Genomic DNA, 13695 nt, shown 5'->3' with positions numbered 1-13695 from the left:
ATCGGGCGCCTGAAGGTACAGGCGCATTATGCCTAGGCTTGTTCGGCAAGACACTCAGGCGATACGAGGCATCAGCCGCTGATGGGCTCAGGCGAAGACGTCGGCGTCCTTGAGCAGTTTGCCTGCCTGGTCCTTGGCCGACAGCTGCGGCGCTTCGTGAAGTTGCCAATCGATGGCCAGTGCGGGGTCGTCCCAACGGATGCAACGTTCGGCCGACGGGGTGTAGTAGTCGGTGGTTTTGTAGAGGAACTCGGCATAGTCGCTGAGCACTACAAAACCGTGGGCGAAACCTTCCGGCACCCAGAGTTGGCGGTTGTTCTCAGCCGACAGGCGTACGGTGACCGACTTTCCAAAGTGAGGCGAACTGCGGCGGATGTCCACTGCCACGTCGAGCACTTCACCGGCGATGACACGCACCAGTTTTCCCTGGGTATTTTCCAGTTGGTAATGCAAGCCGCGCAGTACACCTTTTTGTGAGCGGGAATGGTTATCTTGTACGAACGTTGTTTTCAGACCAGTCGCTTCCTCGAAAGCCTTGGCATTGAAGCTTTCGTAAAAGAAGCCGCGCTCGTCACCAAATACCTTCGGCTCGATGATCAGAACACCGGGCAGGTCGGTGGTGACTACATTCATGGGCTTTCTCCAGCAATCGTAAATTTTTGATGACGCCGACATTCTTGCTCGACGCCGACATTCTTGCTCAAAGCAGCGGTCGGCGCGAGCAGTTCCGCGCTCAGGCAATTAGATCCTTGAAATCGCTGTTGCCCAGTCGCTGACCTTGATAGCTGCCATCCTGGACCCGGTGGCACCAGTCCAGGTTATCGAGGTACCACTGCACGGTTTTACGCAGACCACTGGCGAAGGTTTCTTCAGGCACCCAACCCAGCTCGCGTTCGATTTTGCTGGCGTCGATGGCGTAACGCTGGTCGTGGCCGGGGCGATCTTCGACGAACGTGATCAGGTCGGCGAAGTGCGCGACGCCTTCAGGCTTTTGCGGCGCCAATTCTTCCAGCAGGTTGCAGATGCCGCGTACCACATCGATGTTCTTCTGTTCGTTGTGGCCGCCAATGTTGTACGTCTCACCGACTACGCCGTTGGTCACCACGGTGAGCAGTGCGCGAGCATGATCCTCGACAAACAGCCAGTCTCGCACTTGCAGGCCGTTGCCATACACCGGCAGCGGCTTCCCGGCCAGGGCATTGAGAATCACCAGCGGGATCAGTTTTTCCGGGAAATGGAACGGCCCGTAATTGTTTGAGCAGTTGGTCAGCAGCACCGGTAAACCGTAGGTGCGCTGCCAGGCGCGGACCAGATGGTCGGACGCAGCCTTGCTGGCGGAGTATGGTGAGCTCGGCGCATAAGGCGTGGTTTCGGTGAACAGGTCGTCGACGCCGTGCAGGTCGCCATACACCTCGTCGGTGGAAATGTGATGAAAGCGAAAGGCGCTTTTCTCAGGCTCAGCCAAGCTGTTCCAGTAGGCGCGAGTGGCTTCCAGCAGGCTGTAGGTGCCGACAATGTTGGTCTGGATGAAGTCCGACGGGCCGTCAATGGAACGGTCGACATGGGACTCGGCCGCCAGGTGCATGATCGCATGCGGCTGGAACCGTTCCAGCACCGCGCTGACGCTGACCTGGTCGATGATGTCGGCCTGCACGAATTCATAGCGGGTGTTGGTGGCGATGCTGCTCAGCGACTCCAGGTTGCCGGCGTAGGTCAGCTTGTCCAGGTTGAGCACTTCATGTTCAGTGTGGCGGATCAGGTGGCGAACCAGCGCCGAGCCGATGAAGCCGGCACCGCCGGTGATGAGAATGCGCATGTAGAGTTGCCTTTTCCGTCAAACGATAAGCGTATGGGCCATAGCTTGTCGGCAGGAGGGGGGCGGCACAAGAGGGGTGTTGGTCGGATTTTGGTTTTTATGGGGTTTTGTTGACTGGCGGGAGGGGGTGATTGTGGGTAAACCGCACTCCTGAATTGCGCGGCACGCATTCCGGAGCATAGGTATCTACACAACTTTGAAATACGCTGAAGGACTACGTCCGTAGCAGCTGCCGAGCTTGCGAGGCTGCGTTCGAGGACGCAGTCCTCGCAAATCCTGCGTACATGGTTTGCCTGGAAGAACGCGCTGTCTGATTTGACGACCGCTGCGCGGCCGAACGCGGCCTCGCAAGCTCGGCAGCTGCTACGGGAATTGGAGAAAAAAGATATGTAGATACTTAGGCTGCAATGGCGGCCGCACATGCACCCAAGAGCGAATTGTCCTAGCCGAAAAAATCAGGGTTTTCTGCGCGGAAGGTTTTAAATGTTTTGTATTTCTAGCGCTCTTTCTCGGAGCCATCATCCGCTTCATCGACTTCGCCGAAGTACCAATGCTCGGATTCAAACTTTTGTCCGTCTTCGTCCTCGTGAACAAAGTGGAAACCCACTTCATTCATTCCAACAGGGACGGTTAAACCCCAATCGGTGGCGAGGCTTTTGTCGGTGATGCGGGTTTGGCAGAAATGTTCGTAGTCGAATGGGAGCACATGACCGCGATAACGGCTCATGTCGGTGTAAATGCAGATTTCACTGGAGAACATGTCGGGCGTGATGATTGACGCGACTATTCGGCAGTTGATGGTTTCTTCGGGTCTGGCCTGAAGCAAGTGATGGGCTGCATTGAGGAGTTGTTGAGCGCATTCCTTTTGAATGGCGAAGGTGGTTTGCTTCCCTTCAACCAAGGTTTCCAGGACCGGAATTTTTCGGTTTGCGTAGCCTTGTTCCACGGGGAGTTCGTCCGGGAAGTAACCTTCGTAGCTGGCCGCCCAGGCAGCAAGGGCGCGGAGACGGCGTGGGATGTTGCGGACTTTTTTGTCTGAGAATGCAATTCGGCGCATGAGTAGTAATTACCAAACGTAGTGTTTATTAGGTGCGAAGCATTTCAACCAAGGTCTGGTAAGCGGTCTTTACTCATCACAAGAAAGATAGAGCTCAACATTCTTTGGTAGGGATTGTGAGATAAGCCTCTCAATGCTGCTTATTTGTTGAACAGTGAGCTTGTAGTCATAGATGCAGTCGTTCTCATTTTCCCAACCCATAACGGACTGGAGTTCAGCTGCGGTCACGTTGAGTTCGATCTCTGCCGAAATTGAATCACTACCGTGCGGCACCACTAGAATTAAATGTTTCATGGTTCTATCCATCTTTTTGGGTCAGCGTCTTTGGTACGTTCCCCGGTAATCGGGTCGAACTCCCCAAGATGCTTTCCACGTTTGGTGTATTTCTCTACTTTGCCCCGTTCGAAGTCCCACTCGTAGATATAGCTATGAGGCTCCTTCCAGCGTGGTCGAAGTCCGCCGCCCCCTCGAATCGTTGTTTTAGGCGGGGCACGAACAGCTTCAGGAAAGGCAGGCAGAAATGTAGGTTTTGGATGGTACTGGTGGTCACCAGGCCGAACACTCACCACCACATAAAGCGGCCGCACCCCCGAGTCCGCCGGGAATACCAGGATGAAATCCTGATACTCCGGTGGGTAAATCGGGTTTACCAGAATGCTGTTGCTCGCCTCGGTGGGCGGGTAGACCCAGAGGGTTGGTGCTTGTGGGGCGGCTTCGAGTGCGGGGATGCCGAGGGTGTTTGCGGGGTCGATGGCCGGGGTCCAGATCAGTTCCAGACCTTCGCCGAATACAGCGACCTGTTGGGCTCCGCGTGCCTGGAACTGAATGACCGGGATCCGTTGCCAGTCGGCGTTGTTGCCGGTGTAGAAGCCGTAACCCCTGAGAGTGCCGTCAGCCTGTTGCTCGATGCTCAGGCGCACCCGCGAATTGGCGTGTTCGAGTGAGCGCAGTTGTTCTTCGGTATAGAGCGCGCTGTCGCCGAGTTCGGACGGCCAAATGAGCGCCACGATGCCTGTCAGCAGACCAGCCGTTACTGTCCCGCCGACCGCCGCCGCAGTTGTGCTGATTGAAGAACCTGCCAGCGCCAGTGCACCCAGTCCCACGGGCAATGCACTGCCGCTGATTTTCTTCAGCGGCACGGCGCCGTAGCTGTCGACCTGTCGGCCACCCAATAACGCGTAGTCGCCATAGTCCTTCAACGAATCCAGCGGTACGAAACCGGAAGGATTGGCGTAGTTGATGATGCCGTCCGGCAACTTGCAGGACTTGGCGAAAACGCAGCCCAGCGGTTTGATGGGGGCGGGATCAGCGGGCCGATCCGCCGGAAAATCGGCAATCGGCGGATACAGATCGGGTGGGGGCGGCGGCTGCAAAATGCGGCGGCGCAGCTGTTCTTTGTACGTCAGCGGGTATGAGCGTTCTGGCATGTGCGGCGGGCTTCCCTGTCCATGGAAGGCAGCCTAGGGACGTGAGAAAGCGCCGAACATTCCTCGGATTCGACACGCTGTGTGGGAAAGTTCGCCGCTGTATGGCTTGGCTTGAAAGCCACCCACCCTTACCGATCACCGACCGGTATAAGGGGGTTGCGTATCGCAGTCAGCAGTGGCGATATAGACGCCTTATAAAAATTCCAGGGGTCGTTGTATGTTGCTCGCCACGTTGATTCACCGCGCCAGTCTGGCTAGCCCGCAAGTCTCCGCGCAGCAAGCGCTGGAGCTGTTGCGCGAGCACTACGGCCTGAGCGGGACGCTGCAGTCGTTGGGCAGCCAGCAGGATCTCAACTACCGGCTCGACAGCGACCAGGGCCGTTTCGTCTTCAAAATCTGCCGTGGTGACTACGCCGCGCTGGAGTTGCAAGCCCAGCACGCGGCCCTCAAGCACCTGGGCGCGCAGCCTGGGTTGCATGTGCCACGGGTGATCCCGGCGAAAAACGGTGAGGACCTGCTGACCCTGAAACTTGCCGGCCAATCACTTCACGTGCGCTTGCTCGACTACATCGACGGCCAATCGCTGACCCACCTCAAACACTTCGGCCATGAACTGGTCGCCGGTCTCGGCCAGCTCTGCGGCGAAATGGACCTGGCGCTGGCCGGGTTCGAGCATCCGGGGCTTGAGCGCACCTTGCAGTGGGACGCCCGGCACGCCAATGCATTGATCAACCACTTGCTGCCGGTGATCAGCGATGAGCGGCAGCGAGCGTTGATCGCCGAGGCCGCGCAACAGGCCGAACGGCGTTTGCAGCCACTGGTGGCAAAGTTGCCGGTGCAAGCCATTCACATGGACATCACCGATGACAACGTGGTCTGGCAACGGGATCAGCAGCGTCATTGGCAGTTGCAGGGCGTTATCGATTTTGGCGATCTGATTCGTACCTGGCGCATTACCGATTTGTCGGTGACCTGCGCCGCACTGCTGCACCATGCCGACGGCGATCCGCTGTGCATACTCCCGGCGGTGCAGGCTTACCACGCGGTCAATCCACTCAAGCACGAAGAGTTGCAGGCGCTGTGGCCGATGATCGTCGCGCGTGCGGCGGTGCTGGTGCTCAGCGGTGAGCAGCAGGTCAGCATCGATCCGCAGAATCAGTACAGCCGCGACAATCTGAACCACGAGTGGGAGATCTTCCGCGTCGCGACCTCGGTGCCGTTTGAGCTGATGGAAGCGGCCATTCTGGTCGCGGTCGGCCAGGCACTGCCGGCGATTGCCAGTCAGGGTTTTGCGCCGCTGCTGCCGAGCCTGGTGGGCCGCGAGTTTGCCTTGATCGACCTCGGTGTCCTGAGTCCGCATTTCGAAGCGGGCAACTGGGAGCAGGAAGGCATCGACCAACGTCTGTTGATCGAAGCGGCGGCAGCCCATGGTCTGGCGGCCAGTCGTTATGGGCAATACCGTTTATCGCGGACGCGTCCGGACAGCGCCGTCGAGCCGGACACTTGTCCGCTGCACGTCGACTTGCGGGTACCACGGGGCACTACGGTTGAGGCACCGTTTGCCGGCGTCGTGCACCTGGCCACTGATGGCCGCTTGCAACTGGACAGCGCACAGTTGAGCGTGCGCCTGTGGGGTGTCCATCCCTCGCTACACACGGGTGCGGCCGTGCTCAAAGGGCAAGTGCTGGGTGAAGTCGGCGGCGCATTGCGGGTTCAACTCAGCCGTGGCGCGGAACTGAATCCACCGCTGTTTTGCACGCCGTCCCGCGCATCCGCCTGGCAGGCGTTGTGCCCATCGCCAGCGGCGCTGCTGGGGTTTGCCTGCGACGCGGAAGCTGAACTCGATCCGCAAACGTTGCTGGCGCGCCGCGATGCGAGTTTTGCCCGTTCGCAAAAACACTATTACGTCGACCCGCCGCGCATTGAGCGTGGCTGGCGCAATCACCTGATCGACATGCAGGGTCGCTCCTATCTGGACATGCTCAACAACGTCGCGGTGCTCGGCCACGGTCACCCACGCATGGCGGCCGAAGCCAGCCGTCAGTGGTCGTTGCTCAACACCAACTCGCGCTTCCACTATGCGGCAATCGCCGAATTCTCCGAGCGCTTGCTGGCGCTGGCGCCGGATTCGATGGATCGGGTGTTTTTGGTCAACAGTGGCACTGAGGCCAACGACCTGGCGATTCGCCTGGCGTGGGCCTACAGCGGCGGTCGCGACATGCTCAGCGTGCTGGAGGCGTATCACGGTTGGTCGGTGGCTGCGGACGCGGTGTCGACCTCGATCGCCGATAACCCCAAAGCCCTCAGCAGCCGTCCGGACTGGGTGCACCCGGTGACTGCGCCGAACACCTATCGTGGCGAATTCCGTGGTATCGACAGCGCACCGGACTACGTGCGCAGCGTCGAACACAACCTGGCGAAAATTGCCGAACAGAAGCGGCAACTGGCGGGTTTTATCTGCGAGCCGGTTTACGGCAACGCCGGTGGGATCTCGCTGCCACCGGGTTATCTGAAACAGGTTTACGCGCTGGTCCGCGCCCAAGGTGGCGTGTGCATCGCCGACGAAGTACAGGTCGGTTACGGCCGCATGGGCAAGTTCTTCTGGGGCTTCGAAGAACAGGGCGTAGTGCCGGACATCATCACCATGGCCAAGGGCATGGGCAACGGCCAGCCATTGGGCGCGGTCATTACCCGACGAGAAATCGCCGAAGCGCTGGAAGCCGAAGGTTATTTCTTCTCCTCGGCTGGTGGCAGCCCGGTCAGTTGCCGCATCGGTATGGCGGTGCTGGATGTGATGAAGGAAGAGAAACTCTGGGAAAACGCCCAGGTCGTTGGCGGGTATTTCAAGGAGCGGCTTGAGGCGTTGATCGACCGCCATCCTTTGGTGGGCGCGGTGCATGGCTCCGGCTTCTATCTGGGCGTGGAACTGATTCGCAACCGCGAAACCCTGGAGCCGGCCACAGAAGAAACCGCCGTGCTGTGCGACCGCCTGCGCGAATTGGGGATTTTCATGCAGCCGACCGGCGATTACCTGAACATCCTCAAGATCAAACCGCCGATGGTGACCTCGCGACAAAGCGTGGATTTTTTTGTCGATACCCTGTCGAAGGTGCTGGACGAAGGTTTGTAAATACATCCCCTGTGGGAGCGGGCTTGCTCGCGAAGGCGGTGGCTCAGTCAACATAGATGCTGAATGACAAACCGTATTCGCGAGCAAGCCCGCTCCCACAGGGATAGAGGGTTTAATTCGATTGTTATCGGGATTAAATAGAGCTATTTCGACGGATGGAGATTTTATCGCTTTAAAAGCCGATTTTTATCGGTTATAAAGTCGCCTAACGCCAAGGCGTGGATTACCACGCCTGGCCGTTCCCATTTCTGTCATCGGTCGATGCCACAATCGACCCTCGAACACCCGCCCGGGAGATGATTCATGAGCCGTATCGTTACTGTCGCCGCTACCCAGATGGCCTGTTCCTGGGACCTTGAAGCCAACATCGAGACCGCTGAGAAGCTGGTCCGTGAGGCCGCAGCCAAAGGCGCGCAGATCATCCTGATTCAGGAATTGTTCGAGAGCCCGTACTTCTGCCAGAAGCCGAACCCGGACTACCTGCAACTGGCCACCACCGCCTCCAACAACGTGGCCATCAAACACTTCCAGAAAGTCGCCAAAGAACTGCAGGTCGTGCTGCCGATCAGTTTCTTCGAACTGGCAGGCCGCGCCCGTTTCAACAGCATCGCAATCATCGATGCCGATGGCAGCAATCTCGGGATTTATCGTAAAAGCCACATCCCGGATGGTCCTGGCTACCACGAAAAGTACTACTTCAATCCGGGCGATACCGGCTTCAAAGTCTGGAACACCCGTTACGCGAAAATCGGCGTGGGCATCTGCTGGGATCAGTGGTTCCCGGAGTGCGCCCGCAGCATGGCGCTGCAAGGCGCGGAAATCCTGTTCTACCCAACCGCCATCGGCAGCGAGCCGCACGACAAAACCATTTCGTCGCGCGACCACTGGCAGCGCGTTCAGCAAGGCCATGCCGGCGCCAACCTGATGCCGCTGATCGCCAGCAACCGCATTGGCAATGAAGAACAGGACGGCTACGACATCACCTTCTACGGCTCCTCGTTCATCGCCAACCAGTTCGGCGAGAAAGTCCAGGAGCTCAACGAAACCGAAGAAGGCGTACTGGTTCAGAGCTTCGACCTCGACGAGTTGGAGCACACCCGCAGTGCCTGGGGTTCGTTCCGTGACCGTCGCCCGAACCTGTATGGTGCGATCAAAACCCTCGACGGTTCCCTGGAGTCCTGATTGCCATGACCATTTTGCACAGCACACCTCGCGCGGACGGTTTTTACATGCCGGCTGAATGGGCGACCCAGACCCAGACCTGGATGGTCTGGCCGGAGCGCCCGGACAACTGGCGCCTGGGTGGCAAGCCGGCGCAGGCCGCTCACGTTGCGGTGGCCAAAGCCATCGCGCGTTTTGAACCGGTGACCGTTGCCGTGTCGGCGGCCCAGTACGAAAACGCTCGAGCGCGTCTGGACGTGCCGAATATTCGCCTGGTCGAGATGTCCAGTGACGACGCCTGGGTCCGTGATACCGGTCCGACATTCGTCATCAACAACAGCGGTGAAGTCCGTGGTGTCGACTGGGACTTCAACGCCTGGGGCGGTTTCGATGGTGGTCTGTATTCGCCGTGGAATCGTGATTCGCAAGTGGCCGGCAAGATCCTTGAGATCGAGCGCAGCCCGCGTTACCGCACCGAGGGCTTCGTGCTCGAAGGCGGTTCGATTCACGTCGATGGCGAAGGCACGCTGATCACTACCGAAGAGTGCCTGTTGAACCGCAATCGCAATCCGCACATGAGCCGTGCCGACATCGAAGTAGTGCTCAGCGCACAGCTGGCTGTGGATAAAATCATCTGGCTGCCGGACGGTCTGTTCAACGACGAGACCGACGGTCATGTGGATAACTTCTGCTGCTACGTGCGTCCCGGTGAAGTGCTGTTGGCCTGGACCGACGATCCGCAGGATCCGAACTACCCGCGTTGCCAGGCGGCAATGAACGTGCTGCAAAGCAGCAAGGACGCCAAGGGCCGCCCATTTACGGTGCACAAAATGCCGATTCCGGGGCCGCTTTACGCGACTGAGGAAGAATGCGCGGGTGTCGACCCAGTGGATGGTACGCAGGAACGTAACCCTTCGGTGCGCCTGGCCGGTTCCTACGTGAACTTCCTGATAGTCAACGGCGGCATTATTGCGCCGAGCTTTGACGATCCGCTGGACGCGCAAGCCAAGGAAATCCTCCAAAACCTGTTCCCGCAGCACGAAGTGGTGATGGTGCCGGGGCGTGAACTGTTACTGGGCGGCGGTAATATCCATTGCCTTACCCAACAGCAGCCAGCACCGCACAAAGGTTGAGTGAAGTTGTAACAACCGGTGGCACTAGATTGATGGGTGCTATGCCCGGTTTATTCGAGTGACTCCTATCTAGCCCGCAGCTCTTATGGACTGCGGGTTTTTTTATGTCCAAGCGTCGGCGTGGTTGGCACATTGGCATAGCTCTTGTATCTGTCTGAGAGTAATTCTCGGGAATGTAGAACTGCGTTGTTCTGTCATAAACCTTGGATAAGTTAGCCGCTCACAAACCAGGAGAGAGCGCCGGAAATGAATATGGTCAGCGAGCGGGCATCGCATCCCTTGGTAATGAATGGCGAATCGCTTCAGGTGCTGGCGCAATGGTTGAAATCCAACGGAACGCGACAGGTCAGAGAACCTGACCCGCGCAGGATGATGATCGAGCGCTACCCAGCTGGTTTGTTCAGTGAGGCAGAACTTGAAGCCTTGTGGGATGTGATGGAAGGATAGAAAGCAAAGGATTGGTAAAGCGTTGCCCGGATGGCAGCGCTTTTTTTTGCCTTTTAAAAACAGTAGGTCCCGGTTTCGTCCAGCCTACCGTGGCCCAAACACTGCATTCGACCGATCTGCGAAACAAACTAAAAGCCAATCCGGCGTTTTTCGTTCATCAACAGAGGAATAGTCTGCCGGCATCGAATTCCTACGACTTTGCTGGAGCTTTCCATGTCTACCGTGACCCTTCATTACATCTACGATCCCCTGTGCGGCTGGTGCTACGGTGCCAAGCCTTTGGTGCAAGCGGCACAGGCGGTTTTGCCGGTGATTGCCCATGGCGGCGGCATGATGACTGGCGCCAACCGGCAGACGGTTTCGCCTCAACTGCGCGACTATGTGATGCCCCATGACCGTCGCATCGCCGAGTACACCGGGCAACCGTTTGGCGAGGCGTATTTCGAAGGCTTGCTGCGCGATCACACGGCGGTGTTCGATTCGGCGCCGCCGATTGCTGCCGTGCTGGCTGCTGAGCAACTCGCCGGACGTGGGTTGGAACTGCTGGGGTGTCTGCAGAGCGCGCACTACGTGGAAGGTCGGCGGATTGCCGATGAAGAGGTGTTGCTGGAACTCGCCGTATCGATGGGCCTGGAAGCAGAATCCTTCAAGCGCGAATTCAAGGACGCATTGGCGAACGAAACCCAGGACCACATCAAGAAAAGCCGCGCATTGTTGGCGCAGGTTGGTGGCCAGGGCTTCCCGACACTGGCGCTGGAACAGCACGGTCAATTCACCTTGGTCGATATCGGCCCGTGGCTCGGCAAACCTGAAGCTTTTGCGGCCTGGTTGAGCCAATCGGTCGCCACCCAGGCGAGCGAATCCACTTCCCCGGTTCAGGCGTGTGGCCTGGACGGTTGCGCTCACTGATTTCACTCACCTTACGCGGAGCGATCCATGGATAACCTGAGCTTGATCAAAAGCACCTACGAAGGTGCAAACTCCCGGGAAAACGCACGCAACACCGCCGCAGTGTTGGCCGCCGATGCGCACTGGACCGAAGCGGCGGGGTTTCCCTACGCTGGAACCTACGTCGGTTTCGACGCCATCGTCGAGAACGTCTTCAAGCGTCTGGGCACTGAATGGGAAGATTTTCAGTTCAAGGTCGAGAGCTATGTCGCGCAGAGTGACAAGGTGTTCGCCTACGGAAATTACAGCGGGATCTACAAGGCCACGGGCCGCCCGATGAACGCCCGAGTCGCGCATTTGTGGACTCTGGCGAACGGCAAAGTCACCCATTTCGAGCAGTTAGTCGATAGCCACACCGTGCAATTGGCGATCGCTGACCAGTAAGTTCTTAGACGATTTTTGCCTAATCACAGACGATTCACGAAATTGACACATGCTTAGGGGCGCGGATAGGATTCGCCCCCACGCCTGTGGCCAACCGCCACGACTCCAAAAAATAATAAGGGCCTGCCTCGCTTTTGCGTGGGCGGGCCTTTTGTTTTGGAATGAAAAAAGAGCACATCAGCGCTTTCGGTCTGCACGCTCTGCGCCTCGATGGCGGCAAGGGCCGTAGCGGCGCCGGCAAGGCGACAGCGGCGAAGCAGCTGATGACCTGTCCAAGGCTGGCGCGGCGGTAAAACTCCGTCTGTCCAACACTGTGCTGACCTACGGTGACCAGATGCCGGCACTGCCGGTACTGAACTACGACAATGCTCGTCTGCTGCCTGAAAGCTACACCGGCACCATGATCACCTCCAAAGAGATCGACGGTCTGGTGCTGGACGCCGGTCGTTTCACCGCCGAATCGCGCAAGAGCGCCGAAGGCCGTGACAGCGGTGGCTTGAAGTCGATCAACGTGCTGGGCGGTAGCTACCAGTTCACCAAAGAGTTCAAAGCAGCGTTCTACGCTTCCAACGTCGAAGACGTCCTGAAGAAGCAGTACGTGAACCTGAACTACGTGTTCCCGCTGGCCAGCGATCAATCGCTGACCCTGGACTTCAACGGCTATCAGACCAAGCTGGACAAGTCTTACGCTCTGGAACATGACACCGAAGGCCAGGACAACAAAATCTGGAGCCTGGCAGCGACCTACGTCACTGGCCCGCACTCGTTCACCCTCGCGCACCAGCGCAGCACCGGTGACAGCAACCTCGGCTACCCGTACGGCGGCTATCAGAAAGACCAGGGTCGTGTCGGTGACGGTGGCAACACCATCTACCTCGCCAACTCCTACTGGTCCGACTTCAACGCTGAAGACGAACGCAGCTGGCAGCTGGGCTACGGCCTCGATTTCGGCGCTTTTGGCGTTCCAGGCCTGACCTACAACGTGGCTTACGTGCGTGGCGACAACATCACCACCGCCACCAGCACCGGTGGCACCGAGCGCGAAATCTTCAACCAGTTCAAGTACGTGGTCCAAAGCGGTCCGGCCAAAGACCTGAGTGTGAAAGTTCGCAGTTCGGTCCTGCGCGTGTCGCAGAAATCCAGCGATTACAACGTCAGCGGCAACGAAGTACGTGTGTTTGTGGATTACCCGATCAACATCTTCTGATGATCGATTGAGTTGATAAAACTCAATAAAAACCCCCGACTGGCTCGGGGTTTTTTATTGCTTAATTTTAGTAAAAACGTTCAAAAACTGTCTTTTTTGCATAAAAAAGTCGACTCAAGGACTCTTTGCGCAGCGTTTCAATCAACGCTTGATATGCCTGAAATTCTTTCTCATGGACGGAAATCCTGCACGCAATAGATTAGGCCGCTCAATGCAGCGGAGACTAGTAATGATCGTTTTAAACAGAGAAGTTGGCGAATCGCTTAGGCGCGACAAATTTGTCAACGTCCAGGGTGGTGACTTCAATCTCTACGGTCATTTCGCCGACTTCATCAGACTGACCAAAAGTTGGGAAAACATGGAGCCGGACAGCTACTACGGCCAGGCCGATTCCGGTATGCGCTTCCGTCGTTACAGCGACTTCGAATACAACCCGGTGACCCGCGACCTCAAGCAGCTGGAGCACCGCGCCTATGTGCAATCCAAGGCTAACAACAGCTACGTGGGCGGGTTGGAACGACACTTCCAGGACTTCTCCAATGAAGTGATCAATTCGCCGGTGATGCGCAGCCTCATCGACATCGACTTTGAAGTGTACAAAAACGTTCTGCCACCGGAGTTGCACGATGAAATCTGGCAATGCCAGATCCATCAGATCCGCATCGAGATCAAGCCGGGCAAACAACTGGAAATCACCCCTGAAGGCATCCATTGCGACGGTTATCCGTTCAGCGGTGTGCACTTCTGGGGACGCAACAATGTTGACGGTGCCGAGAGCCGTCTCTACACCGCCCAGGAAGAGCAGTTGGCGTCGACGACTTACCAGGAAATCCTCGACACCACCTTCTTCCTCGACCGCGACATGCGTCACTACGTGACCCCTGCCCGCAATACCCATTCTCACGACATGGCGTACCGGCAGATCCTGGCGATTTCCTTCTCGCGGCCCGGGACCGCTTTCGACATTGTTCGCTGAACAGCTCGA

Annotated in this window: 12 protein-coding genes and 1 pseudogene; 8 read left to right on the top strand and 5 right to left on the bottom strand. The window is 57.8% G+C overall.

The features are described 5' to 3' along the window. Positions 1-87: 87 nt before the first annotated feature. From rfbC to ACIPIN_RS20375, 5 genes are all read right to left on the bottom strand, one after another. Positions 88-633 (bottom strand): dTDP-4-dehydrorhamnose 3,5-epimerase, encoded by a 546-nt coding sequence (rfbC, locus tag ACIPIN_RS20395; protein ID WP_401121396.1) that lies wholly within the window; start codon positions 631-633, stop codon positions 88-90. A 100-nt stretch (positions 634-733) separates the two neighbouring features. Then, positions 734-1816 carry a dTDP-glucose 4,6-dehydratase gene (rfbB, locus tag ACIPIN_RS20390; RefSeq protein ID WP_401121393.1) on the bottom strand — a complete coding sequence of 361 codons (1083 nt, stop codon included), beginning with the start codon at positions 1814-1816 and terminating at the stop codon, positions 734-736. Positions 1817-2312: 496 nt separating this feature from the next. Next, positions 2313-2873: a DUF3916 domain-containing protein gene (locus ACIPIN_RS20385; RefSeq protein ID WP_401121390.1), complete on the bottom strand. Its 561-nt coding sequence runs from the start codon at positions 2871-2873 to the stop codon at positions 2313-2315. A 69-nt stretch (positions 2874-2942) separates the two neighbouring features. Next, positions 2943-3167 carry a hypothetical protein gene (locus ACIPIN_RS20380; protein ID WP_401121388.1) on the bottom strand — a complete coding sequence of 75 codons (225 nt, stop codon included), beginning with the start codon at positions 3165-3167 and terminating at the stop codon, positions 2943-2945. Then, complete coding sequence (locus tag ACIPIN_RS20375; protein WP_401121385.1) at positions 3164-4300, bottom strand: colicin E3/pyocin S6 family cytotoxin; 1137 nt, start codon at positions 4298-4300, stop codon at positions 3164-3166. The genes ACIPIN_RS20380 and ACIPIN_RS20375 overlap by 4 nt, the downstream gene beginning before the upstream one ends. Before the next feature lie 217 nt (positions 4301-4517). Here ACIPIN_RS20375 and ACIPIN_RS20370 point away from each other — a divergent pair, with 217 nt between their 5' ends. From ACIPIN_RS20370 to ACIPIN_RS20335, 8 genes and pseudogenes are all read left to right on the top strand, one after another. Then, positions 4518-7430, top strand: a complete 2913-nt coding sequence (locus ACIPIN_RS20370) for an aminotransferase (RefSeq protein WP_401121384.1) — start codon at positions 4518-4520, stop codon at positions 7428-7430. A 303-nt stretch (positions 7431-7733) separates the two neighbouring features. Further along, positions 7734-8612 carry an N-carbamoylputrescine amidase gene (gene aguB, locus ACIPIN_RS20365; RefSeq protein ID WP_401121381.1) on the top strand — a complete coding sequence of 293 codons (879 nt, stop codon included), beginning with the start codon at positions 7734-7736 and terminating at the stop codon, positions 8610-8612. A 5-nt stretch (positions 8613-8617) separates the two neighbouring features. Continuing rightward, positions 8618-9724, top strand: a complete 1107-nt coding sequence (gene aguA, locus ACIPIN_RS20360; RefSeq protein ID WP_401121378.1) for an agmatine deiminase — start codon at positions 8618-8620, stop codon at positions 9722-9724. A 246-nt stretch (positions 9725-9970) separates the two neighbouring features. Continuing rightward, positions 9971-10171 carry a hypothetical protein gene (locus tag ACIPIN_RS20355; protein ID WP_262113057.1) on the top strand — a complete coding sequence of 67 codons (201 nt, stop codon included), beginning with the start codon at positions 9971-9973 and terminating at the stop codon, positions 10169-10171. A gap of 222 nt (positions 10172-10393) precedes the next feature. Further along, complete coding sequence (locus ACIPIN_RS20350) at positions 10394-11080, top strand: DsbA family protein (protein WP_401121480.1); 687 nt, start codon at positions 10394-10396, stop codon at positions 11078-11080. A 27-nt stretch (positions 11081-11107) separates the two neighbouring features. After that, positions 11108-11503, top strand: a complete 396-nt coding sequence (locus ACIPIN_RS20345; RefSeq protein WP_401121375.1) for a nuclear transport factor 2 family protein — start codon at positions 11108-11110, stop codon at positions 11501-11503. Between the two features lie 176 nt (positions 11504-11679). After that, positions 11680-12710: pseudogene (locus ACIPIN_RS20340) on the top strand (OprD family outer membrane porin); the annotation flags it as partial. A 229-nt stretch (positions 12711-12939) separates the two neighbouring features. After that, complete coding sequence (locus ACIPIN_RS20335) at positions 12940-13686, top strand: 2OG-Fe dioxygenase family protein (protein ID WP_401121373.1); 747 nt, start codon at positions 12940-12942, stop codon at positions 13684-13686. Positions 13687-13695 lie beyond the last annotated feature (9 nt).

This window comes from Pseudomonas sp. NPDC087697 (genome assembly GCF_044743155.1).
GTDB lineage: Bacteria > Pseudomonadota > Gammaproteobacteria > Pseudomonadales > Pseudomonadaceae > Aquipseudomonas.
Note: the sequence above shows the minus strand (reverse complement) of the source record. Positions and strands in the feature narration are given on the sequence as shown.

What these genes read in the sequence shown, in the direction of transcription:
- rfbC (WP_401121396.1), bottom strand. Translation starts at nt 633, where the DNA reads ATGAATGTAGTCACCACCGACCTGCCCGGTGTTCTGATCATCGAGCCG.
- rfbB (WP_401121393.1), bottom strand. Translation starts at nt 1,816, where the DNA reads ATGCGCATTCTCATCACCGGCGGTGCCGGCTTCATCGGCTCGGCGCTG.
- ACIPIN_RS20385 (WP_401121390.1), bottom strand. Translation starts at nt 2,873, where the DNA reads ATGCGCCGAATTGCATTCTCAGACAAAAAAGTCCGCAACATCCCACGC.
- ACIPIN_RS20380 (WP_401121388.1), bottom strand. Translation starts at nt 3,167, where the DNA reads ATGAAACATTTAATTCTAGTGGTGCCGCACGGTAGTGATTCAATTTCG.
- ACIPIN_RS20375 (WP_401121385.1), bottom strand. Translation starts at nt 4,300, where the DNA reads ATGCCAGAACGCTCATACCCGCTGACGTACAAAGAACAGCTGCGCCGC.
- ACIPIN_RS20370 (WP_401121384.1), top strand. Translation starts at nt 4,518, where the DNA reads ATGTTGCTCGCCACGTTGATTCACCGCGCCAGTCTGGCTAGCCCGCAA.
- aguB (WP_401121381.1), top strand. Translation starts at nt 7,734, where the DNA reads ATGAGCCGTATCGTTACTGTCGCCGCTACCCAGATGGCCTGTTCCTGG.
- aguA (WP_401121378.1), top strand. Translation starts at nt 8,618, where the DNA reads ATGACCATTTTGCACAGCACACCTCGCGCGGACGGTTTTTACATGCCG.
- ACIPIN_RS20355 (WP_262113057.1), top strand. Translation starts at nt 9,971, where the DNA reads ATGAATATGGTCAGCGAGCGGGCATCGCATCCCTTGGTAATGAATGGC.
- ACIPIN_RS20345 (WP_401121375.1), top strand. Translation starts at nt 11,108, where the DNA reads ATGGATAACCTGAGCTTGATCAAAAGCACCTACGAAGGTGCAAACTCC.
- ACIPIN_RS20335 (WP_401121373.1), top strand. Translation starts at nt 12,940, where the DNA reads ATGATCGTTTTAAACAGAGAAGTTGGCGAATCGCTTAGGCGCGACAAA.